This window comes from Pseudomonas sp. AC229 (genome assembly GCF_979254655.1).
On the sequence record NZ_CEEDHK010000006.1, the window covers coordinates 296048 to 318866 of the forward strand.

Sequence of the window (22819 nt, forward strand, 5' to 3'; positions counted from 1 at the left end):
ACCTGGCATAGGCTTAGAGGGCCTCGTTGGCCTCTTCCTCATAGGTAGCGAAGAGCGGTTCGTCGTCGACGATTTCGTCGGCAGCGATCACGTCATAGTCAACCAGACCTGCAGCGATTTCGCGCAGGGCGACTACGGTAGGTTTGTCGTTTTCCCACGCTACTTTCGGCTCTTTACCACCGGTAGCCAGTTGGCGGGAGCGCTTGGTAGCGAGCATGACCAGCTCGAAGCGGTTATCAACGTTGTCCAGGCAGTCTTCAACGGTAACGCGGGCCATGGTATTCCTCGTAGCGACAGGTACTTAAATAAGAGAAGTGCAAAAAACTTTAGCCCAGGTGGGCGGAAGAACTGTGCAGTCTAAAAAATAACCAGCCGTTAGGGAAGCGCAGATTTTCCCTACGCAGCCCGACGGCAAGCTTTATTCCCTATGCCAACAGCTCGGTTAGCAAGGTTTTGTGCCGTTGTTGCTGCACGTCTTGGCGCAGGTTGTTGGCACGGAAGATCGATTTGAGGTCTTCCAGTGCAGCGGCGAAGTCGTCGTTGATGATCAAGTGATCGTATTCAACGTAGTGGCTCATTTCGCTGACCGCCTCGCGCATGCGCGTTTCGATGATCTCTTCGCTGTCCTGGCCGCGGTTGTTCAAACGTTGGCGCAGCGCTTCCTGGCTGGGCGGCAGGATGAAGATCGAGCGGGCGTCGGGTAGCAGGCGACGCACTTGCTGGGCGCCTTGCCAATCGATTTCCAGAATCAGGTCGAAGCCTTCAGCCAGGGTTTTTTCCAGCCAGCGCTGCGACGTGCCATAGAGGTTGCCGAACACTTCGGCGTGCTCGAGAAAGTCGTTGTGCTCGAGCATTTGCAGAAAGCTTTCACGGCTGACGAAGTGATAGTTCTCCCCGTCGGCTTCGCCTGGGCGCATGGCGCGCGTGGTGTGCGACACGGAGACGCGAATGTGCGGCTCGGCGTCGATCAGCGCCTTGACCAGGCTGGTTTTGCCCGCGCCCGAAGGTGCGGAAATGATGTAAAGGGTGCCGGTGGTGGCGTGCATGAGAGGGTCCGCCTTACTCGATGTTCTGTACTTGTTCGCGCATTTGTTCGATCAGCACCTTGAGGTTTACCGCCGCCTGCGTGCTGCGGGTATCAAAGGCTTTGGAGCCGAGCGTGTTGGCTTCGCGGTTGAGTTCCTGCATGAGGAAGTCCAGACGCCGGCCTGCAGCGCCGCCGGCTTTGAGCACACGGCGCACTTCGCTGACGTGGGTGACGAGGCGATCCAATTCTTCGGCGACATCACTTTTCTGCGCCAGCAACACCAACTCTTGTTCGAGGCGATGGGGATCGAGTTCAGCCTGCATTTCAGCGGTGCGGTCGAGGATGCGCTGGCGCTGACCGGCGAGCATCTGTGGCACCAGCTCGCGCAAGGAGGCGACTTCGTCGCCGATGTTGTCGAGGCGCTCGCTCAGCAATTTGGCCAACTCCGCGCCTTCGCGGGCGCGGCCGGCTTTGAGTTCGTTCAGGGCGTCGTTGAACAGCGCGAGGGCGGCGCTGTTGAGGGCTTGCGGGTCGGCAGCGTCAGCCACCAATACGCCGGGCCAGGCGAGCACTTCGAGCGGGTTCAGCGGGGCGGGCGAAGCAATCAGGCGAGCCACGCTTTCAGCGGCTTCGACCAATTGTGCGGCGCGCTCGCGGTCTACTTGCAGCGGCTTGCCGGCAGTTTCTTCGGTGTAGCGCAACGTGCATTCCACTTTGCCGCGCGACAGGCCTTGGCGCAGGGCGTCACGCACGCCGCCTTCCAGGTCGCGGAACGACTCGGGCAAGCGCAGGTGGGGTTCCAGATAACGGTGGTTAACCGAGCGCAATTCCCAACTCAGCGTGCCGTTGGCAGTGGCCCGCTCGACGCGGGCGAAGGCGGTCATGCTGTGCACCATGGGAGACCTCGCAAAAATGGGGCTGATCAGCGGGCGGCAGGAAAGTGGCGCGTTACGCGGTAATTTCACACGGCCTATAAAGGCGCAGGATTGTAGCGCAGTGCGTCGTTCGCTCCCAATTTGGCGTGTGAGTGGCGCGCGGCCCCCCTATAATGCCGAGCAGATTTCCCGTCCCGAATAGGTATTCCTGATGAAACGTCCGAGTGGCCGTGCCGCTGACCAGCTGCGCTCGATCCGCATCACCCGCAACTACACCAAACATGCCGAGGGCTCGGTGCTGGTGGAGTTTGGTGATACCAAAGTGATCTGCACAGTAAGTGTGGAAAACGGCGTGCCGCGTTTTCTCAAGGGCCAGGGCCAAGGCTGGCTGACCGCTGAATACGGCATGTTGCCGCGCGCCACCGGCGACCGTAACCAGCGCGAAGCCAGCCGCGGCAAACAGGGCGGTCGCACCCTGGAAATTCAACGTTTGATTGGTCGTTCACTGCGCGCTGCGCTGGATATGTCGAAACTGGGCGAAGTGACCCTGTACGTCGACTGCGATGTGATTCAGGCCGACGGCGGCACCCGCACCGCGTCCATTACCGGCGCGATGGTTGCCGTAATCGACGCCTTGAAGGTGATCAAAAAGCGTGGCGGCCTCAAAGGTGGCGACCCGCTTAAGCAAATGATCGCCGCCGTGTCGGTGGGCATGTATCAAGGCGAGCCGGTGTTGGACCTCGATTACCTGGAAGACTCCGCCGCCGAAACCGACCTGAACGTGGTGATGACCAGTCAGGGCGGCTTCATTGAAGTACAAGGCACCGCCGAAGGCGCGCCGTTCCAGCCGGAAGATTTGACCGCCATGCTGGCGCTCGCGCAAAAAGGCATGACCGATCTGTTCGAAATGCAACGCGTGGCGCTGGCCGATTAAGCCCGTCTCGCTCAACCCGCAGGCCAAGGAGAAGCAGCATGACCGAGGATTTGGAACCCGTAATCACCCCTGATAAAGAAGCGCGTCAGTGGGCTATGTTTTGTCACTTTGCGGCATTTCTGGGCATGATCTTCCCGTTCGGGAATCTGCTGGGGCCGTTGATTGTCTGGCAGCTGAAGCGTGAAACCGCTGCGTTTGTCGACGATCAAGGCAAAGAAGCGTTGAACTTTCAAATTACGGTCGCGCTGGCCATGCTGGTTTGCTTCCTGCTGATGTTCGTGTTTATCGGCATAATCCTGATCTGGGTGGTGGGCATTGCAGCGTTGGTGCTGACCATCATTGCTGGCATCAAGGCGAATGAAGGCAAGGCGTACCGCTATCCGTTCTGCTGGCGCCCGGTTAAATAGGCAAATCCCAGACGTAAAAAAGCCGGCAGTGATGCCGGCTTTTTTTATGCGCGCTGAGTGTGGGTCAGACGCTAAGCGTCCAGTCGTAGTCGACAATCAGTGCCGCATGCTGCGAGAACCGAGGCTGACGCGGCAACCGCGCACCACGCACAAAACGGCGCAGGCCGGTAGTGAGCAATTGGTAGTCGTAGCGATAGCCGAGGTTTAACAGTTCGGCTTGCTCGCTGTTGGGCCACCAACTGAACTGATCACCTTCGCGATTCACTTCTCGCAGGGCATCGACATAACCCATGGTGCCGATGATTTCGTCCATCCAGGCCCGCTCAGGCGCCAGGAAACCAGGCTCTTGCTGGCAGTCGCGCCAGTTTTTCACGTCCAGTTTCTGGTGCGCTACGTACAGCGAACCGCAGTAAATGTACTCGCGGCGCTTACGCCGTTGCTTATCCAGGTACTGGGCGAAATCGTCCATGAACTTGAATTTCTGGTTCAAGTTCTCATCGCCGTTCTGCCCGGTAGGAAGCAGAAGCGTGGCGATACTTACTTTGTCGAAATCGGCCTGCAGATAGCGCCCGTAGCGATCAGCTGTCTCGAAACCGAGCCCACTGATCACCGCCTTGGGTTGCAACCGCGAATACAGCGCCACACCACCTTGGTCTGGTACTTCTGCGTCGCTGGCGTAGAGGAAATAGCCATCCAGTTGGAGGGCCGGGTCGTCCAGTTCAAAGGCGGAGGCACGGGTGTCTTGCAGGCAGATGACGTCGGCATTCTGCGCTTGCAGCCAACTGAGCAAACCACGCTCGACTGCAGCCTGAATACCATTCACGTTCACACTGATGATCCGCATAAATGGCCCCCAAAAACACGTGCGTGTATGATACCCGAGCTCATCCTTATTAGCTAAACCCACAGCTAAATCCGTGTGTTTTGGGGCTTTTTATGCAGGCGTACCAGCGCGAGTTCATTCGTTTTGCCATCGAGCGCGGCGTGCTGCGCTTCGGTGAGTTCACCCTCAAGTCCGGGCGCACCAGCCCCTATTTCTTCAACGCAGGGCTGTTCAACAGCGGCTCGGCGTTGGCTCAGTTGGGGCGCTTCTACGCCGAAGCCGTTGTCGCCAGCGGCATCGATTTCGATGTGCTGTTCGGCCCCGCCTACAAAGGTATCCCGCTGGCCGCGACCACCGCGGTGGCCCTAGCCGAACACCATCAGCGCGATCTGCCCTGGTGTTTCAATCGCAAGGAAGCCAAGGATCACGGCGAAGGCGGCACACTGGTCGGCGCGCCGCTGGCGGGTAATGTGCTGATCATCGATGACGTCATCACCGCTGGCACGGCCATCCGTGAAGTCATGCAAATCATCCAGGCCCAAGGCGCAACCGCAGCTGGCGTGTTGATTGCATTGAATCGCCAGGAGCGCGGCAAAGGCGAGTTGTCGGCCATTCAGGAAGTCGAGCGAGATTTCGGTATTCCGGTGGTCAGCATCGTTTCGTTGGAACAAGTACTGGAATACTTGGCCGAAGATGCTGAACTGAAGAAATACCTGCCGGCAGTCCAGGCATACCGCGCGCAGTACGGAATTTAAGTCTCAACCATGTCAGGGTGTTGTTTGCATGCTCAAACTGGACGTTATCCGCTGTTCGCTAGTCTTCAGCATGCTGCTGTGCGCGGGTGCTTCGGCAGCCGATAGTGCAATGCGCTTTTACCGTTACGTTGATGCCAAGGGTGTTACCGTTCTGGACCGTCAGGGCGTGCCGCCCGACCTGATTTCCAAAGGGTATGAGGTGCTCAACGACCAGGGCCGTGTCGTTCAGGTGGTTGCCCCGGCGCCCAGCCTGGAAGAGCGCCAGCGCGCCATTGCCGATAAAGCCCGCGCCAGTTCCGACGCTCAATTGCTGCGTTTGTATTCCACCACCGAAGACGTTGACCGCGCCAAGGCGCGCAAGCTGGCTGAGCTTGACGGTGTAATTTCCGTGGCGCGTGGCAACCTCGCTTCGCTGAAAACCCAGCAAGCCAACCTGCAAGGTCAGGCCGCAGACCAAGAGCGAGCCGGCAAGCAGGTGCCGGATCATCTGGTGGCGCAAATCGAAAACCTCAAAGCAGAACAAGCCGGGCTTGAAGGCGACATCAAGCGCTACCTCGAAGGTCGCAAGCAGGCCGAGGCCAGCTTCGATTCCGACCGCGCCAGGCTGCAAGCCCTGATAGGCCCGAAGCAGTAAAAGCGCAGGGCAGTAAAAAGCCCCGACGAGTCACCTCGCCGGGGCTTTTTTGTACCTGTTACCGCTTAGTGATGCTTGCGGTTGCAGATCAGCGTGCCGACGCCGCTGTCGGTGAAAATCTCCAACAGCACGGCATTCGGTACACGACCGTCGATGATGTGTGCGCTGATTACGCCGCATTGAACGGCCTCCAGCGCGCAACGAATCTTCGGCAGCATGCCGCCATAGATGGTGCCATCGGCGATCAGCGCATCCACTTGAGCAGTAGACAAACCGGTCAGCACATTGCCTTCCTTGTCCATCAAGCCGGCAATGTTGGTGAGTAGCATCAGCTTTTCAGCCTTCAACGCCTCAGCCACCTTGCCGGCTACCAAGTCAGCGTTGATGTTGTACGACTCGCCATTGGCGCCCACGCCGATTGGCGCGATCACCGGGATAAAGTCGCCCTTCACCAGCATGTTCAGCAGATCGGTGTTAACCCCAACCACTTCGCCCACATGGCCGATATCAATGATTTCAGGCTGGGTCATTTCCGGCGTTTGGCGGGTGACTGTGAGCTTTTTCGCGCGAATCAGCTCGGCATCTTTACCGGTCAGGCCAATAGCGCTGCCGCCATGGCGGTTGATCAGGTTGACGATGTCTTTGTTCACCTGACCGCCAAGCACCATCTCCACCACATCCATGGTCGCGGCGTCGGTAACCCGCATGCCGTCGATGAAGTGGCTCTCAATGGACAGGCGCTTGAGCAAGTCGCCAATTTGCGGACCGCCACCGTGCACCACGACCGGGTTGATACCCACCGCTTTCATCAACACGATGTCTCGCGCGAATCCGGTTTTCAGCTCGTCGCTTTCCATGGCGTTGCCGCCGTACTTGATAACCAGGGTCTTGCCGACAAAACGTCGAATGTAGGGCAAGGCCTCAGAAAGAACCTTGGCAACATTGGTGGCGGCATCGCGTTCGAGGGTCATGCGGGGCTCCAGCAAAACGGCAAAGCCGGCCGCGAGGGCCGGCTAAACAGGCGGGTCAGAAAGGCAGGTTGAGGTCGGGTGCGGCGGTGTACAGCTGAGCGCGGAACAGTTCTTTAATGCGTTCCAGCTCTTCATTGGTGTCGGCTTCGAAACGCAGCACCAACACCGGTGTGGTGTTGGAAGCGCGGACCAGGCCCCAGCCCTTCGGGTAGTCGACGCGAACGCCGTCCAGCGTGGTCACGCTGCCTTCGCCCCAATGACCATCGCGCTGCAAGGCCTCGATGATGCCGAACTTGTTTTCGTCGGTAACGGTGATGTTGATCTCCGGCGTCGACACGTCGCTTGGGAACGCGGCGAACACCAGCTCGGCGTCGCGTTTGTCCTGGCTGAGAATTTCCAGCAAGCGGGCGGCGCTGTAGATGCCGTCGTCAAAGCCGAACCAGCGCTCTTTGAAGAAGATGTGGCCGCTCATTTCGCCAGCCAGCAAGGCGCCGGTCTGCTTCATTTTTTTCTTGATCAAGGAGTGACCGGTTTTCCACATCACCGGACGACCGCCGTAGCCGCTGATCAGCGCGCCCAAACGACGGGTGCACTTCACGTCGAAGATCACGTCGGCGCCAGGGTTGCGCGACACCACGTCTTTGGCGAACAGCATCATCAAGCGATCTGGGTAAACGATGGTGCCTTTGTTGGTCACCACGCCCACGCGGTCGCCGTCGCCGTCGAAGGCCAGGCCCAGGTCGGCGCCGGTTTCTTTAACTTTGGCGATCAGGTCGACCAGGTTTTCTGGCTTGCCCGGATCCGGGTGGTGGTTCGGGAAGTTACCGTCGACGTCGCAGAACAGCGGAATCACGGTGCAGCCCAGCGCTTCGATCAGTTGCGGAGCGATAACGCCCGCCGCGCCGTTGCCGCAGTCCACCACCACTTTCAGCGGCTTGGCCAGGGCGATGTCGTCGCGAATCTGTTTGAAGTAGCGATCCAGCAATTCAACTTGCTCAACGCTGCCTTGGCCGCTGCTGAGGTTGTTGGTTTCGATGCGTTCACGCAGCGCCTGAATTTGTTCGTTGGCCAGGGTGTCACCCGCGACCACGATCTTGAAGCCGTTGTAGTCAGGCGGGTTGTGGCTGCCGGTGAGCATCACGCCAGTTTTGCCGGCCAGTACGTTGGCTGCGTAATACAACACAGGCGTTGGCACCAGGCCGATGTCGCTGACGGCGCAGCCAGCATCTACCAAGCCTTGAATGAGCGATTGCACCAGTTCAGGGCCGGACAGACGACCGTCGCGACCTACCGATACATTGGGCTCGCCAGCAGCGAGGCTTTCGGCACCCACTGCGCGGCCGACCCAATACGCGGTTTCAGATGTCAGGGTGTCGCCAACTACGCCACGAATGTCATAGGCGCGGAAAATGCTGGCGGGCAAGTTGGGTGCGGTTTGCGGCACATTGCTCATAGCGGGGGCTTGCTCCAATCCCAGGAGATCCTGGTCTTCGTCGAGGATGTCGATATCGAGAATATCGGTTTCTTGAAAGAGAGGGTTCACCAGCTCGGCAGGCTCTACGGCGGCAGGTGCTGCCACTTTCGTGCCACTCGTACTGCTGCCAGTCGCCTTGGTCTCTTCAATGGGTAGTGGTGCGCTTTGCCGGCGAGGCATTCGCGCGAGTTTCTGAGCCAGCGCATTGAGTACTGGCGAGCGCAGGCTGAAGGCTTTGACGCTTTTGCCTGCAGAGAGTTCTTGTACTAATTGGGTGAGCTGTTCGGCGTCTTTACGCAGTGCACTTTGCTGACGATTGTTGAGCCACATCAGCCCCAACAACGACCCGGAAAGGGCTAAAAGTACGGCCAGCAGCAGCGGCATGGGCGACACCGGCGGCATCGACAAATCCGGCCCCGGCAAGAATTCCAGCTTCCAGTTCGAGTTGCCGCTGGTAAAGGCCAGCGGCGCGCTTTGTGCGTCCTGCCCGCGGGTGGCGAGCACTTGCGCCGGGCTCTGACCGAATTGCTGAGACAGGCGCAACTGACCAATGCCATCGGGCAGCGGTGGCAGAGCCGACAGCAGCCGTTGCAGATCGATGATCAGCAGCAGCGTGCCTTGGGAGGGCTGATCGTCGCTCAGGCGCAGGGGCGCTGCGCTGTAAACCAGCCAGCGCTGCCCGACTTTATAAGCTTCCGGCGCCGGCGTTTGCCCAGCCTCGACACGCCGCAGCAGGTCCATGGCGGCGAAGTTCATCGGCGCGGCGCGCGTGTTGTTCTGCGCCGCTTGGCCCGGCAGGTTGATGTAGGCATCCACCACGCCGTCCCAATAACCGAGGTCACGTTCAGCGGCGGTGACCATATCCGGGCTCTGGCTTTGCAACGCCAGCAGCAACTGCGGGTTGCGTGCGGCGGCCTTGGTGTCGGCGCTCAGCTGGCGCAATGCCTGCTGTAGCGCTGAGGCCTGGCTGCCGCCCCAGGCGTGGGCGAGTTCGTCCTGCGTTTTGGTTTGCGCGCTGGTCAGCAAGGCGAACCACAACACGGCGGCCGCCGCGAGCAAGCCGGCAAAGGCGAAGCCAAGCCCGGGCAAGAGTTTTTTCAGCAACGGCTCTTCGTCCGCCTTTCTGGCGGTGGGGTCGCTCACTTGCGGTAGGGTTTCAGCGTCCTTGGCGGTGCGCTTGAAGAGTTTCAATCGGTATCTCCTCGGCGGTGCGTCCTGGCTTTTTTATTAGGGGAGCCGGGTGTATCGGTTATTGGCTACCGGAATGGCCGAAGCCACCGGCGCCGCGCTGACTCTCATCGAAGTGCTCAACCAATTCAAAGCGCGCTTGCACAACGGGCACCAGCACCAGCTGCGCGATACGCTCGCCGATGGTGATGGTGAACGGCGTCTGGCCACGATTCCAGCACGACACCATCAGCTCGCCCTGGTAATCCGAGTCGATCAAGCCGACCAAATTGCCCAGCACGATGCCGTGCTTATGCCCCAGGCCCGAGCGCGGCAAAATCAGGGCGGCGAGGGATGGGTCGCCGATGTAAATCGACAGGCCGGTCGGAATCAGCACGGTTTGCCCAGGCTCCAACACGCGGTCTTCCTGCAGCATGGCGCGCAGATCAAGGCCGGCCGACCCGGGCGTGGCATAGTCGGGCAGGGGGAAATCACGGCCAATCCGCGGGTCGAGAATCTTGGCTTGCAGTGCGTGCATGGGGTGCTCTTAACAGGTGGTAAACAAGCGTCAGGCCCGGTTCAGGCGGTCGGCGATAAAAGCGATCAGTTGCCGGGCGATCTTGCCCTTGCTGGTTTGCGCCAAGCTGCTTTGCTGCAAGTCGCGGTCAATGATGGTGATCGCGTTCTCTTCACTGTTGAAGCCGATGCTGGGGTTGGCCACATCGTTAGCAACGATCAGGTCGAGGTTTTTGTCTTTCAGCTTGCGAGCAGCATAGTCGAGCAACTTTTCAGTTTCAGCAGCGAAGCCAACGCTGAACGGCCGATCGTCGCGCTGCGCGAGGGTGGCGAGAATATCCGGGTTACGCACCATTTGCAGGAGCATGCCTTCGCCGGTCGACGGGTCTTTTTTCAGCTTGTGCTGGGCGACCACCTCGGGGCGGTAATCGGCGACGGCGGCGGCGGCGATCAGCAGGTCGCAGGGCATGGCTGCTTCGCAGGCGGCGAGCATGTCGCGGGCGCTGACCACATCGATCCGGTTAACGCGGTCAGGCGTGGGCAAATGCACCGGGCCGGTCACAAGCGTGACCTTGGCACCGGCTTCCACCGCCGCTTCGGCCAGGGCAAAGCCCATTTTCCCGGAGCTGTGGTTGGTGATGTAGCGCACCGGGTCGATGTTTTCCTGAGTCGGGCCGGCGGTAATCAATACATGGCGGCCGGTCAGCGCTTCGCGCTTGAAGCAGTCGGCGGCAAGTTGGGCCAGGTCGTCGGGCTCGAGCATTCTGCCGAGGCCCACGTCGCCACATGCCTGGCTGCCGGATGCCGGACCAAACATATGCAGGCCGCGCTCGATGAGCACTTGGCTGTTGGCTTGGGTGGCGTCATCACGCCACATGGCCTGGTTCATCGCTGGCGCCAAGGCCACGGGGGCGTCGGTGGCCAACACCAAGGTGGTGAGCAGGTCGTTGGCGATGCCTTGGGCCAGGCGCGCCATGAGGTCGGCGGTGGCGGGTGCGATCAGAATAAGGTCGGCCCATTTGGCCAACTCAATGTGACCCATCGCGGCTTCGGCGGCGGGGTCGAGCAAATCCATATGAACGGGGTGACCGGAAAGGGCTTGAAGGGTGAGCGGCGTGATGAATTCGCGACCGCCCTGGGTCATCACCACACGGACTTCCGCACCTTGGTCGCGCAGGCGGCGAACCAGTTCGGCACTTTTATAAGCGGCAATGCCGCCACCCACGCCAAGGACGATGCGTTTCCGGTACAGCCGCTGCATAGGCCTGCCTTATATGAAGTGGACTTCGCCACGGGCGGCCTCCCCAGGCCGCCCGCCGCGCAAAAAAGTGGGGCTAAGATAGCACAGCGCCCGCAGTGGAACAGCGGGCTACATTCGACAAGGAGGGTTGTATGAGTATTCGCAATTGGCCAGCAGAAGAACGCCCGCGTGAGCGGTTATTGGAGCATGGCGCGAGCAGTCTTACCGACGCACAATTGCTGGCCATTTTCCTACGAACCGGGGTCGCCGGAAGAAGCGCTGTCGACCTGGCGCGTGTGCTCCTCGATGAGTTTGGCGGCCTGCGCGCTTTGCTCGAAGCAGACCAGAGCAGCTTCAGTTCCCACTTGGGATTGGGCCCCGCCAAGTACGCGCAATTGCAGGCGGTGCTGGAGATGTCACGGCGTCATCTGGCCGAGCACTTGACCCATGAATCGGTGTTGGAAAGCCCGGCCGCCGTGCGTGAGTACCTAATCGCGCAGCTTCGTCACGAATCGCACGAAGTGTTTGGCTGCCTGTTTCTGGATTCCAAACACCGCGTGCTGGCCTTCGAGGCGTTGTTCCAGGGCACCATTGATGGCGCCACCATTTACCCGCGCCAGGTGGTGAAACGCGCTCTGGCTCATAACGCCGCAGCCGTGATTTTGTGCCACAACCATCCCTCCGGCGTCGCCGAACCCAGCCAGGCGGATCGGGTGCTGACATCGCAGTTGAAAGCGGCGTTAGCGCTGATTGATGTGCGAGTGCTCGACCATTTCATCATCGGCGAGGGCTCGCCGTTGTCGATGGCGGAATGGGGGCTTATGTAGGCAGACGCGGGGGAAAGGCAAGGCGTAGGGAATGGCCCGCTACGCCTTTTTCATGCCTTACGGCGTGAGGGAAATGCGTGAGAAATCCTGGCGGCCGAATGGGCTAACCTGATATCCCCGTACGTCTTTTCGCGTTAAAGCCGTTGCCGTGGGATGAGCCAGCGGCAACCACAAGGCTTGCTGCTGGATCTGCGTTTGCGCCTGCTGATAGAGCGCGGTGCGCTTGTCTGTATCGCTGGTGCCTTTGCCGTCGCTGATCGCCTGGTCCAACGCTTTGTCGCAGTAACGGGCGAAGTTGGTGCCCGATTGCACGGCGGCACAGGAGAACTGCGGGGTCAGGAAGTTATCCGGATCGCCGTTGTCGCCTGCCCAGCCCATAAAGAGAAGGTCGTGCTCGCCAGCTTTGGCGCGGCGCACCAACTCGCCCCACTCGATCACGCGGATTTGCGCGCGAATGCCGACTTTCGCCAGGTCTGCCTGCAATAGCTGCGCGCCGAGGCTGGGGTTGGGGTTGAGGAGGCTGCCGGTTGGGCGGGTCCAGATCGTCGTCTCGAATCCGTCTTTCAGCCCGGCCTTTTCCAGCAAGGCTTTGGCTTGCTGCGGATCATGGGCGTAGCCGGGCAACGCTTTGGCGTAACTCCAGGTGTTTGGTGGGAACGGGCCGTTGGCGGCGATGGCGCTGTCTTCGAAAACGGCCTTGAGGTAGTTGGCTTTGTCGAAGGCCAGGTTGATGGCCTGGCGCACCTGCGGTTTATCCAACGGCGGGTGCTGACTATTAAAGGCGACGAAGGCGGTCATGAAGGCTGGCGTCGACACCACGTTCAGCGCTGCATCTTTGCTGGCAGCGCTCACATCCAGCGGTTTGGGCGACAACGCTACTTGGCACTCGCCGCGCCGCAGCTTTTGCAGCCGCACATTGGCGTCCGGAGTGATGGCGTACACCAGCGCATCAACCTTTGGTTTACCGGCGAAGTAACCCGGATTGGCCGCGTAGCGCACCACGGCATCTTTCTGAAAGCGCTTGAAGACAAACGGGCCGGTGCCAATTGGCTGAGCGTTAAGTTTTTCCGGCGTGCCGGCTTTTAGGAGTTGCCCGGTGTACTCGGCCGAATAGATAGAGGCGAAGCCCATGCTCAGCGTGGCGAGGAAAGTGGCTTCCGGGTGATTAAGGGTAAAGCGCAGGTGTTGGGGTGAGGGCGCCTCGACCTTCTTTATAAGGGCGGGCAGTTGCATCGACTGCGCATGGGGAAAACCGCTTTGCGCCACCTTGTGCCAAGGGTTGTTGGGGTCGAGCATGCGCTGGAAGCTGAACAGAGCGTCGTCGGCGGCAAATTCGCGGGTCGGGGTGAAGTAGTCGGTGCGGTGGAACTTCACACCTTGGCGCAGGGTGAAATCGTAGGTAAGGCCGTCGTCCGACACGGTCCAGCTTTCTGCCAGGCTCGGTACCAGCTTGCCGGTGGCGGCGTCGAATTCGACCAGACGGTTCATTAATACGTCCGCCGAGGCGTTGGTGGTGGTCAGGGTGTTGTACTGAACCACATCGAAACCCTCAGGACTGGCTTCGGTGCACACACTCAACGTGGCGGCTTGCAGGGCCGAACTGAATAGCGGAATTACGAACAGCGACAGGGCGGCACGGCGCATCGGCAGACTCCTTGAATGCATCGCCAGCGTTGAGCGGCGAATCGGCGGCCCATCCGCAGGGCCGGAAATAACGCGAGCGGTCTACCCTAGACCATGGGGCGCGGCAGAACAATCGATCTCGCCTGACGAGTGGTTGAGCCGCCGATGGCGCTTGTTGAAGCGGTTGCAGGTAGAATGCTCGCCCCCATTTGGCCAGCAAACGGTAGTTATCCTTGTTGCTATGGGGGCTTTCTGGTATAAAGCAGCGCTCTTTTCTAGGGGCCCGGTTCCTTCGCTTGTAGGTGTGGCCGGTAAGACCCTGAAGAAACGCGGCGCAGAGCGCCAAATGACTTTGAGTTTAAGCGGCCAACCCATGCCGGGTTGGGCATGTGGTTTTAGAGGGCTGATGTATGTCGAGAGTCTGTCAAGTTACCGGTAAGGGTCCGGTAACTGGGAATAACATTTCCCACGCTAACAACAAAACCCGTCGCCGTTTCCTGCCAAACCTGCAGCATCACCGCTTCTGGGTTGAATCGGAGAAGCGTTTCGTGCGTCTGCGCGTCACTGCCAAAGGCATGCGTATCATCGACAAGCGTGGCATTGATGTCGTGCTGGCCGAAATCCGCAGCCGCGGCGAAAAGGTTTAAGGAGCTAAATCATGCGTGAATTGATCCGTTTGGTGTCGAGCGCCGGTACTGGCCACTTCTACACCACCGACAAGAACAAACGTACTACCCCGGACAAAATCGAAATCAAAAAATTCGATCCAGTTGTTCGCCAGCACGTGATCTACAAGGAAGCCAAGATCAAGTAATTGATCCGGCCCTTGCCCAAAAAGCCCCGCACATGCGGGGCTTTTTGTTTTCTGCTGGTTTGTCGCTGAGCGCTCGGTTTTCGTCTCCAGGCGCCAGAAACGCAAAAAGCCCCACGCGTGAACGTGGGGCTTTTCATTTATATGGTGCACCAGGCGGGATTCGAACCCACGACCCCTGCCTTCGGAGGGCAGTACTCTATCCAGCTGAGCTACTGGTGCAACGCGGGCGCCATGATACGCATGTCGCTCGCAGGCGTCCATGCCGAGGTGTTTTGTTCGCGATATCAAACGAAAGTACTAATCCCTACACCTTCTTGCTCAGAAAACGACCACCTTATACGTGTTTTCGTATATTTTTTCGAACAGCCTATTGCCCTTTGGCAGTGACGACCCTACGATTCGTTTGAGATTTCAAACGCCCTCGACGCTCATGGCCGCAGACCGAACCAAGCGATCTGCAGCTGTTCCAAAAGCCCGTCACCAGCGCTCAATCCGTTCCACGTGTCATCCACTATTCCTCGCCGCAGCCCACACTCGCTGCGGCGGCTTACAACAATTTTGCCCGCCGCTCTGCTGGTGGGCTAAAGGAGACGGCTATGCAACTCAAAGACGCTCAATTGTTTCGCCAGCAAGCCTTTATCGACGGCGCGTGGGTAGACGCGGACAGCGGCCAGACCATCAAGGTCAACAACCCGGCCACCAACGAAATTCTCGGCACCGTGCCGAAGATGGGCGCAGCCGAAACCCGTCGCGCCATCGAAGCTGCCGACAAAGCGCTGCCGGCCTGGCGTGCACTGACCGCCAAAGAGCGCTCCAACAAGCTGCGTCGCTGGTTTGAGTTGATGATCGAAAACCAGGACGACCTCGGCCGCCTGATGACCCTCGAGCAAGGCAAGCCATTGGCCGAAGCCAAAGGTGAAATTGCCTACGCCGCTTCCTTTATTGAGTGGTTCGCTGAAGAAGCCAAGCGCGTCTATGGCGACGTCATTCCGGGCCACCAGCCGGACAAACGCCTGATCGTGCTCAAGCAGCCAATCGGCGTTACTGCGGCCATCACGCCGTGGAACTTCCCGGCCGCGATGATCACCCGTAAAGCCGGCCCGGCCTTGGCCGCAGGCTGCACCATGGTGCTCAAGCCCGCCAGCCAGACGCCTTATTCCGCGTTGGCCCTGGCCGAACTGGCGCAGCGTGCCGGCATTCCGAAAGGCGTGTTCAGCGTGGTGACCGGCAGCGCTGGCGACATCGGCAGCGAGCTGACCAGCAATCCAATCGTGCGCAAACTGTCGTTCACCGGCTCGACTGAAATTGGTCGTCAGCTGATGGCCGAATGCGCCCACGACATCAAAAAAGTCTCGCTGGAGCTGGGCGGCAACGCGCCGTTCATTGTGTTCGACGACGCTGATCTGGATGCCGCCGTCGACGGCGCGATCATTTCCAAATATCGCAACAATGGCCAGACCTGCGTCTGCGCCAACCGTCTGTACATTCAAGACAGCGTGTACGACGCGTTCGTGGAAAAACTGAAAGTGGCCGTGGCCAAGCTGAAAATCGGCAACGGTCTGGAAGACGGCACCACCACTGGCCCGCTGATCGACGACAAAGCGGTCGCCAAAGTGCAAGAGCACATCGCTGACGCCATCAGCAAAGGCGCCAAAGTGGTGTCCGGCGGTAAGGCTCACAGCCTGGGCGGCAGCTTCTTCGAGCCGACTATTCTGGTAGACGTGCCGAAAACCGCTGCAGTCGCCAAGGAAGAAACCTTCGGCCCGCTGGCGCCGCTGTTCCGCTTTAAAGACGAAGCCGATGTGATCGCGCAGGCGAACGACACCGAATTCGGTCTGGCCTCGTACTTCTACGCCCGCGACCTGGGCCGTGTGTTCCGTGTCGCCGAAGCGCTGGAATACGGCATGGTGGGCATCAACACCGGTCTGATCTCCAACGAAGTGGCGCCATTCGGCGGCATCAAGGCGTCGGGTCTTGGCCGTGAAGGTTCGAAATACGGCATCGAGGACTACCTGGAAATCAAATACCTCTGCCTCGGTGTGTAACTAATCGACCTCCGGGTCGTCGGCCATACGGCGTTGAAATGCTGCCTCAGATGCTCACGTACGAATGTACGCTGCGCTCTTCGCCAGCATTTCGCCTTGTCTGGCCTTAGCCCCGAAGCTCTCGACCGGCGTTAAGCCGAAGAGCACAAAGAGCAAAAGCATTAAGACGTTATTGAAGTACCCCAGGGCGGAACCAACGAGCCGGCCCGCCCGGGCAGCAGCACCGCACTAAAGAACCTGAGCAACCGGCAGGGCGTGGCAGTCGATCATCGTATGCTGCCGTGCCTTTCCCCGATTGCGTTTATCCCACTGCGCCGCCCGATGAAGCGGCGAATGAGGACCGAAACATGAGCAAGACTAACGAATCCCTGATGCAACGCCGCATGGCCGCCGTACCGCGCGGTGTGGGCCAGATTCACCCGATTTTCGCTGAGCGCGCCGAAAACGCCACCGTGTGGGACGTTGAAGGCCGTGAGTTCATCGACTTCGCAGGCGGTATCGCCGTGCTCAACACCGGCCACCTGCACCCCAAAGTGGTTGCAGCGGTGCAAGAGCAACTGACCAAGCTGTCGCACACCTGCTTCCAGGTACTGGCTTACGAGCCCTACGTAGAGCTGTGTGAAGAAATCGCCAAGCGCGTTCCAGGCGACTTCGCCAAGAAAACCCTGCTGGTGACGTCCGGCTCCGAAGCCGTCGAAAACGCCGTGAAAATCGCCCGTGCTGCCACTGGCCGCGCTGGCGTAATCGCCTTCACCGGCGCCTACCACGGCCGCACCATGATGACCCTGAGCCTCACCGGCAAAGTGGTGCCGTACTCCGCTGGCATGGGCCTGATGCCAGCCGGCGTTTACCGCGCCCAGTCGCCTTGCGAGCTGCACGGTGTGAGCGAAGACGAGTCCATCGCCAGCATCGAGCGCATCTTCAAGAACGACGCGCAGCCGTCCGACATCGCCGCCATCATCATCGAGCCGGTGCAGGGCGAAGGTGGTTTCTACACCAACTCCAAAGCCTTTATGCAGCGCCTGCGCGCCCTGTGCGACCAGCACGGCATTCTGCTCATCGCTGACGAAGTGCAAACCGGCGCTGGCCGTACCGGCACTTTCTTCGCCACCGAACAGCTGGGCGTGATTCCAGACCTGACCACCTTCGCTAAATCCGTCGGCGGCGGTTTCCCGATTTCCGGCGTTAGCGGTAAAGCCGAAATCATGGACGCCATCGCACCGGGCGGCCTGGGCGGCACTTATGCCGGTAGCCCAATCGCCTGTGCGGCCGCGCTGGCCGTGCTGAAAGTGTTTGATGAAGAGAAGCTGCTGGAACGCTCGCAAGCCCTGGGCGAACGCTTGAAAGCCGGCCTGCGCGACATCCAGGCCAAGCACAAAGTGATTGGCGACGTCCGTGGTTTGGGTTCGATGATCGCCATCGAGCTGTTCGAAGGCGGCGACACCCACAAGCCGGCGGCTGAGCTGGTTGGCAAGATCGTGGCGCGCGCCCGTGAAAAAGGCCTGATCCTGCTGTCGTGCGGCACTTACTACAACGTCATCCGCTTCCTGATGCCGGTCACCATTCCCGATGCACAGCTCGACAAAGGCCTGGCCATTGTCGCCGAGTGCTTCGACGAACTCGCCTAGGGCTCACCAGCTCGGCAGTGTTGAGACCCGCTTCGGCGGGTCTTTTTTTGCCTGCGGTTAAGCCAGCGGCTGTAGCTGCCGATCAAACTCGGCCATTTTTGGGAACACCAGCGGCTGCGCGTTTTCAAGCCCGAGCAGGCGCTCGCGGTAGTCCGCCAGCATCGCCGTGCGGGCGTCGGCGTCGATATATGGCACGTGATACGCCGCGAACGGCGGCAACACGCTAAAGCCGGCATACGCCAGCGTGCCGCGTTGCAGGTGGCGCAGCATCAGGTTCAGTTCGCCGTGAATGGCCTGCTCATCGGCAAACATGTGCGGCTGCGCGCCGATGGTGAAACTGAGCAGGGCTTTCTTGCCGCTCAGGCCGCCTTTGTCATAGAAACGCAGCCCGCCGTAGCACACGCCCGACACCAGTACGCGGTCGATCCAGCCTTTAAGGATGGCCGGCACCGAGCACCAGAAAATCGGGAAATTGAAAATCACCAAGTCGGCGGCCAGCAGCTTTTCAAGTTCGGTGGTGATGTCCTTGGCCAGCGCGTTTTGACCGTGGGCGTGGCGCTGTTCCAATGCGTACACCAGGTAGTCAGGGTTGCTGCGTGCCTGGAAGTCGGCAGCGCTCGCCACGGGGTTCCAGTTCATTGCGTACAGGTCGGACACCTGAACCGTGTGGCCGGCGGCGTCCAAGGTGCTGACGGCCAGGTCTTTCATGGCGGTGCAGAACGATTGCGGCTCGGGATGGGCGTGGACGATAAGTACATTCATGTCGTGGTCGGGCCTGTTGCGGAAGACGAAAAAAGCGGCGCCGAAGCGCCGCTGCATGACGGTGGCGAAACCGATCAGGCGGTTTGCGTTTGCTGCGTCGCCGGTTTGCTTTCGGCGGTGCGGGTCCAGCGATTGGCCCGGGCAAAGGTGCCGAAGTCATTGAAGCGCACACCCGCTTCGCGCATCACTTTGTGCGCAAACGGCACGGTCAGCTGGCGGATGTAAAAGGGTTCTTTCACCACAAAGTGATGAATCGCATGGCTGCTGCCGAAGTTGAAGCAGAACGCTTGCAGCGGCCACATCCACCACGGGTTCAGCACCTGGCATTGCTGGATCACATTGCCTGGCTCGATGTCGCCGTAGTAGTGCATGTTCGAGCTGACAAAGTGCAGGCAAAACGTGCGCAGCACGTTGGGGCCAACCAGCACGACGACGGCGATATTGACGATGTTCATCACGTCTAGCGTGGTGGCCGACCACGCAATCGGCGAGCCCAGCAGGGTGGCGACGAAGGTGCTGATATGAAAGCCGAGAAACACGTACCAGGTGCCCCAGTTCAGCAGGCCCAACGGCGCGTACACCTTCAGGGTGCGGCTGACGATCATCCACTTGTGGCTCCAGGTTTTGGCGCGCAGAAAGCGAATGAACGACGACATCATGTTGTCGCCCACCATCAGCAACCGCGCGATGCCCCACGGCTCGCCGTTGGTGATGGCGCGCTCTTCCATGTCGGTTTCGGTGCCCGACACCTTGTGGTGGTTGAGGTGCAAGTGACGGCGCACCCAAGGGTTGATGGTGCTCGGGCGAGCCATCCACACCAGCGCCATCATCAGGTTGTGCGGCACGCGTTGTTTGCGAAAGTACATCGAGTGGATCAGGTCATGTTCCAGCTCGTGGGTCAGCGAGGCGAAGAAGGCGTTGAGCAGCAAGCACGCCCACCATGCCATGTAGCCTTCGATATACAGCGCGGCGCTGCCGATCATGCCGGCCAGGGCGAAGGCGAGAATGCCGGCGCCGAGGGCGTCTTGGTGTTTAAGAATCGGGAAGCGCTGGCGCAGCTCGACGCCGTGGGCCATCACCACTTCGCGAATATGCGCAGCGCGTTGTTGCACATTCTGGTTCACGGGGCTTGCAGGAGAGTGGGACATGCTTACATCCTCTAATTAACGTGAGGCTACTGTGCCGGGCCGGGCGCCCGCCGGCCTGACCTCGAACGCCAACCTGTTGACCGGATGCGCCAATCTGCATGACTGCTGAACCCACCACCCTCGCCAGCTGGACCCGGGCACTGCGCAAGCAGCTCGACGCCCTGGGCCTGGATAGCGCGCAGCTGTGCCTGGACGCCGGCCTTGATCCCGCCTTGATGGAACACCCCAACGCGCGCTACCCGCTGTCGGCCACCACGCGCTTGTGGCGCCTGGCCGTCGAGGCCAGTGGCGACCCTGCGCTGGGCCTGAAAACCTCGCAATACGTCAGCCCCACCAGCTTTCACGCGCTGGGTTATGCGCTGATTGCCAGCGCCAGTTTGCGTGAGGTGTTCGAGCGCATCGTGCGCTATCACCAAGTGGTCAGTGATGCCCTCAGCCTGGAACTGAAAACCCTGCCGGATCGCTACGAGTTCTACCTCAAGGTGCCGGCAGGCGGCCCGGCGCCGGCGCCCGAGGCGATTGATGCCTTCATCGCCATTTACGTGCGCACCTGCCGCAACCGCTTGGGCCGCGACTTCGCGCCGCTGGCCGTGCACCTTCGCCGGCCAACGCCCGCAGACCCGACGCCGTGGCAGGAAGCGCTGCGTGCGCCGATCCACTTCGGCGCCGCGCAAGACTTCCTGCAATTTCCCCGGCAGCCGTTCGACAACACCCTCGAAGACGGCAACGAAGAGCTGGCCGAGCACAACGAAACCGTGCTCAAGCGCACCCTCGAGCAGCTTCAGCCTGTGACCTGGCGGCGCCGTGTTTGTGCCTGCCTGGAAAGCCAGTTGCCCAACGGCGAGCCGTCGGCCGAGCGCATCGCCAGCAGCCTTCACCTGAGCCTGCGCAGCTTGCAGCGCCACCTGGCCGACGAAGGCTGCAGCTATGAGCAGTTGCTCAGCGAAACCCGGCAGAACCTGGCCCAGCAACACATGCGCGACCCGCATTGCTCCATCAGCGAAATCGCCTATCTGCTGGGCTTTGCCGACAGCAGCAGCTTTAGCCGCGCCTTTAAACGCTGGACCGGCCAGGCGCCGAGTCAATACCGCGACGATTTATTGGCCAAGCCGTGAGCCACCCCGTGCTAAAGCCTACTGGCAGCTCGGCCGATGACATGCTCGAATACGCGACCATTGCGTTGCCAGCACCATAAGAACAAGAGGTTTGCCGATGCGCCCCGCTTACTCTCGCCGCCCGTGGGTCTGCCTGCTGCATGCTGCCGGGCTGGCCGTGCTGATGGTGGTTTACCAACAAACCCAGCTGCCGCTGTACCTGAGCATTCCCGCGTATTTGCTGCTGGCGCTGTGGCCATGGCTCGGCCCATGGGAAACCCCGGCGCTCGACAGCGTGGGCCCGGCGCAAGCGCCGCATGCATTCAGCGAACTGAGCCAGAACCTTTCCCGCACCACCTGCAATAACGCCCTGTCGGCGGCGCAGGTGGCGTTTGGCGTGCAACAGATGGCCGACAAGCTTCAGTCGCAACTGCACGCTGTTGAGCAAATGAGCGTCGGCGCCCAGGCCATGACCGACACCGAACAGGCCAGCGCGCAACGCGCCGAACACACCCTCAGCGCCGCGCAAGCGGTTCGCCAGCGCAGTGATGACGGCCAGCAAGCGTTACAGCACGCCATTGCGCGCATGCAGCAACTCAGTGTGCAGGCGGCCGACAGCCGCACGCTGATGGATGGTCTGAGCAGCCGCACCGAGCAGATCCAGCAAGTTACGCAAGTCATTCAATCCATCGCCAGCCAAACCAACCTGCTCGCGCTGAACGCTGCCATCGAAGCCGCCCGCGCAGGCGACCAGGGGCGCGGCTTTGCCGTAGTCGCGGACGAAGTACGCAAGCTGGCCGGGCGCACCGCCGAGGCCACCGAAGAAGTCGCGCAAATCGTCACCGACATTCGCCAGCAAAGCAGCGCCGTGGTCAGCCATATTCAGCAGCAAGCCAGCGAACTCGACGGCGCCGCCGCGCAGGTTGAAGCCAGCGGCGAGCACTTGCTGGGCATCACCGAATTGGCCAGCGAGGTGCAAAACCAGGTCGACGCCATCAACAGCGGCACCGAGAGCAACCACCAACAATTATCGGCACTGTTCAGCGCGCTGGAACAACTGCGCGATGACGTTCATGGCAGCGAAACGCAAACCCGCGAGCTGGCCCAGGCCGCGCAGCGCTTGGTCGGCCAGGCGGAAACGGTAAGCGAGCAATTGGCTGAGGTGGGCCTGGATGATTACCACCAACGCATCTACGACCTGGCCCGCGAAGGCGCTGCCGCCATCGGTGCGCAGTTTGAAGCTGATATTCAGGCGGGGCGTGTCAGCCTCGGCGACTTGTTCGACCGCAGCTATCAGCCCATCGCCAACAGCTTCCCGGCCAAATACCGCACACGCTTCGATGCCTATGCCGATCAGGTGCTGCCCGCTATTCAGGAGCCGCTGCTCTCGCGCCACGAAGGCCTGGTCTTCGCCATCGCCAGCACCCCGGACGGCTACGTGCCCACGCACAACCGCGCCTTCAACCACGCCGCCACTGGCGACCGTGCCGTGGACACCGTGAAAAGCCGCAGCAAACGGCTGTTCAACGACCCCACCGGCATTCGCTGCGGCAGCCATGAGCAGGCGCTGCTCTTGCAAACTTACAGCCGCGATACCGGGGAGTTGATGCACGATTTGTCGGTGCCGATTACGGTGCAAGGACGGCACTGGGGCGGGTTGCGGTTGGGGTATCGACCGCAGGGGTGATGGGGGCGCCGTCCAGTTGGAGATGGTCGCGCGTTTCGAAGGCGATGCAAGACGCAAAACTCTGGATCCCCGCGTGCGCGAGGATGACGGAGGTTTGTTTAAAGACCACCGTCATCCTCGCGAACGCGGCGGTCCGACGATTCGGGATCCAGTACCTCGGATGAAACACAAATCGCAGCCCATCAACCTCCCAGCGCCACTCACAAAACCCTGGCTGGCGAATCGCCGGGCCACCGCCAACGCGGGGATGACGGAGGTTTGTTTAAAGACCACCGTCATCCTCGCGAACGCGGGGATCCAGTATCTCGGATGAGACACAAATCGCAGCCCACAGAACCCCATCACACCCCCCCCTCCGCCACCTGTCT

General features: G+C 60.5%; 22 protein-coding genes and 1 tRNA gene. 11 read left to right on the forward strand and 12 right to left on the reverse strand.

What is annotated here, in order from left to right; all coding sequences use genetic code 11:
* Positions 1–13: 13 nt before the first annotated feature.
* The 3 genes from rpoZ to AC0IW7_RS10995 form a co-directional block, all read right to left on the reverse strand.
* Positions 14–277, reverse strand: a complete 264-nt coding sequence (gene rpoZ, locus AC0IW7_RS10985; RefSeq protein WP_122449792.1) for a DNA-directed RNA polymerase subunit omega — start codon at positions 275–277, stop codon at positions 14–16.
* A gap of 148 nt (positions 278–425) precedes the next feature.
* Positions 426–1046 carry a guanylate kinase gene (gmk, locus tag AC0IW7_RS10990; RefSeq protein WP_122492402.1) on the reverse strand — a complete coding sequence of 207 codons (621 nt, stop codon included), beginning with the start codon at positions 1044–1046 and terminating at the stop codon, positions 426–428.
* A 13-nt stretch (positions 1047–1059) separates the two neighbouring features.
* Positions 1060–1923, reverse strand: coding sequence for a YicC/YloC family endoribonuclease (locus tag AC0IW7_RS10995; protein ID WP_463384425.1), 864 nt, complete (start codon positions 1921–1923; stop codon positions 1060–1062).
* A gap of 190 nt (positions 1924–2113) precedes the next feature.
* On the opposite strand from AC0IW7_RS10995, the gene rph reads away from it, so the two are divergent.
* Positions 2114–2836 carry a ribonuclease PH gene (rph, locus tag AC0IW7_RS11000; RefSeq protein ID WP_122449789.1) on the forward strand — a complete coding sequence of 241 codons (723 nt, stop codon included), beginning with the start codon at positions 2114–2116 and terminating at the stop codon, positions 2834–2836.
* A 38-nt stretch (positions 2837–2874) separates the two neighbouring features.
* On the forward strand, positions 2875–3243 hold the full coding sequence (locus AC0IW7_RS11005; RefSeq protein WP_463384426.1) for a DUF4870 domain-containing protein: 369 nt from the start codon (positions 2875–2877) through the stop codon (positions 3241–3243).
* A gap of 64 nt (positions 3244–3307) precedes the next feature.
* Here AC0IW7_RS11005 and AC0IW7_RS11010 read toward each other — a convergent pair whose 3' ends face one another.
* A complete protein-coding gene (locus tag AC0IW7_RS11010) occupies positions 3308–4087 on the reverse strand; it encodes an exodeoxyribonuclease III (protein WP_122449787.1) in 780 nt (259 codons plus the stop codon).
* A gap of 92 nt (positions 4088–4179) precedes the next feature.
* Between AC0IW7_RS11010 and pyrE the strand changes: the two genes are divergently transcribed.
* The gene (pyrE, locus tag AC0IW7_RS11015) at positions 4180–4821 is read left to right on the forward strand and encodes an orotate phosphoribosyltransferase (RefSeq protein ID WP_463384427.1); all 642 of its coding nucleotides are present in this window, start codon (positions 4180–4182) and stop codon (positions 4819–4821) included.
* A 28-nt stretch (positions 4822–4849) separates the two neighbouring features.
* Complete coding sequence (locus AC0IW7_RS11020) at positions 4850–5455, forward strand: DUF4124 domain-containing protein (RefSeq protein ID WP_471817862.1); 606 nt, start codon at positions 4850–4852, stop codon at positions 5453–5455.
* 65 nt (positions 5456–5520) lie between these two features.
* Here the strand turns inward: AC0IW7_RS11020 and argB are convergent, their stop codons facing one another.
* The 4 genes from argB to coaBC form a co-directional block, all read right to left on the reverse strand.
* On the reverse strand, positions 5521–6426 hold the full coding sequence (gene argB / locus AC0IW7_RS11025) for an acetylglutamate kinase (RefSeq protein ID WP_108095068.1): 906 nt from the start codon (positions 6424–6426) through the stop codon (positions 5521–5523).
* Positions 6427–6481: 55 nt separating this feature from the next.
* A complete protein-coding gene (gene algC, locus AC0IW7_RS11030; protein ID WP_463384779.1) occupies positions 6482–7879 on the reverse strand; it encodes a phosphomannomutase/phosphoglucomutase in 1398 nt (465 codons plus the stop codon).
* Positions 7880–9149: 1270 nt separating this feature from the next.
* A complete protein-coding gene (gene dut, locus AC0IW7_RS11035; RefSeq protein ID WP_471817864.1) occupies positions 9150–9605 on the reverse strand; it encodes a dUTP diphosphatase in 456 nt (151 codons plus the stop codon).
* A 30-nt stretch (positions 9606–9635) separates the two neighbouring features.
* Positions 9636–10844 carry a bifunctional phosphopantothenoylcysteine decarboxylase/phosphopantothenate--cysteine ligase CoaBC gene (coaBC, locus tag AC0IW7_RS11040; protein ID WP_463384428.1) on the reverse strand — a complete coding sequence of 403 codons (1209 nt, stop codon included), beginning with the start codon at positions 10842–10844 and terminating at the stop codon, positions 9636–9638.
* A 131-nt stretch (positions 10845–10975) separates the two neighbouring features.
* Between coaBC and radC the strand changes: the two genes are divergently transcribed.
* The gene (gene radC / locus AC0IW7_RS11045) at positions 10976–11650 is read left to right on the forward strand and encodes a RadC family protein (protein WP_471817865.1); all 675 of its coding nucleotides are present in this window, start codon (positions 10976–10978) and stop codon (positions 11648–11650) included.
* A 57-nt stretch (positions 11651–11707) separates the two neighbouring features.
* Here radC and AC0IW7_RS11050 read toward each other — a convergent pair whose 3' ends face one another.
* Positions 11708–13294 (reverse strand): ABC transporter substrate-binding protein, encoded by a 1587-nt coding sequence (locus AC0IW7_RS11050; RefSeq protein WP_471817868.1) that lies wholly within the window; start codon positions 13292–13294, stop codon positions 11708–11710.
* Positions 13295–13683: 389 nt separating this feature from the next.
* On the opposite strand from AC0IW7_RS11050, the gene rpmB reads away from it, so the two are divergent.
* Positions 13684–13920: a 50S ribosomal protein L28 gene (gene rpmB, locus AC0IW7_RS11055; protein ID WP_084303647.1), complete on the forward strand. Its 237-nt coding sequence runs from the start codon at positions 13684–13686 to the stop codon at positions 13918–13920.
* A gap of 11 nt (positions 13921–13931) precedes the next feature.
* A complete protein-coding gene (gene rpmG / locus AC0IW7_RS11060; RefSeq protein ID WP_108095062.1) occupies positions 13932–14087 on the forward strand; it encodes a 50S ribosomal protein L33 in 156 nt (51 codons plus the stop codon).
* A gap of 142 nt (positions 14088–14229) precedes the next feature.
* Here the strand turns inward: rpmG and AC0IW7_RS11065 are convergent.
* A tRNA-Arg gene (locus tag AC0IW7_RS11065) sits at positions 14230–14306 on the reverse strand.
* A gap of 377 nt (positions 14307–14683) precedes the next feature.
* On the opposite strand from AC0IW7_RS11065, the gene gabD reads away from it, so the two are divergent.
* On the forward strand, positions 14684–16132 hold the full coding sequence (gene gabD / locus AC0IW7_RS11070; protein ID WP_471817871.1) for an NADP-dependent succinate-semialdehyde dehydrogenase: 1449 nt from the start codon (positions 14684–14686) through the stop codon (positions 16130–16132).
* 347 nt (positions 16133–16479) lie between these two features.
* Positions 16480–17760 (forward strand): 4-aminobutyrate--2-oxoglutarate transaminase, encoded by a 1281-nt coding sequence (gene gabT / locus AC0IW7_RS11075; RefSeq protein WP_463384431.1) that lies wholly within the window; start codon positions 16480–16482, stop codon positions 17758–17760.
* A 57-nt stretch (positions 17761–17817) separates the two neighbouring features.
* Here the strand turns inward: gabT and AC0IW7_RS11080 are convergent, their stop codons facing one another.
* Positions 17818–18522, reverse strand: coding sequence for an NAD(P)H-dependent oxidoreductase (locus AC0IW7_RS11080; RefSeq protein ID WP_471817874.1), 705 nt, complete (start codon positions 18520–18522; stop codon positions 17818–17820).
* A 74-nt stretch (positions 18523–18596) separates the two neighbouring features.
* Entirely contained in the window at positions 18597–19670 is a 1074-nt protein-coding gene (locus tag AC0IW7_RS11085; protein ID WP_471817876.1) for a fatty acid desaturase, read from the reverse strand.
* 98 nt (positions 19671–19768) lie between these two features.
* Between AC0IW7_RS11085 and AC0IW7_RS11090 the strand changes: the two genes are divergently transcribed.
* Together AC0IW7_RS11090 and AC0IW7_RS11095 are read left to right on the forward strand one after the other, a co-directional pair.
* On the forward strand, positions 19769–20785 hold the full coding sequence (locus AC0IW7_RS11090; RefSeq protein ID WP_471817878.1) for an AraC family transcriptional regulator: 1017 nt from the start codon (positions 19769–19771) through the stop codon (positions 20783–20785).
* Between the two features lie 448 nt (positions 20786–21233).
* A complete protein-coding gene (locus AC0IW7_RS11095) occupies positions 21234–22451 on the forward strand; it encodes a methyl-accepting chemotaxis protein (RefSeq protein ID WP_471817890.1) in 1218 nt (405 codons plus the stop codon).
* Positions 22452–22819: the final 368 nt, after the last annotated feature.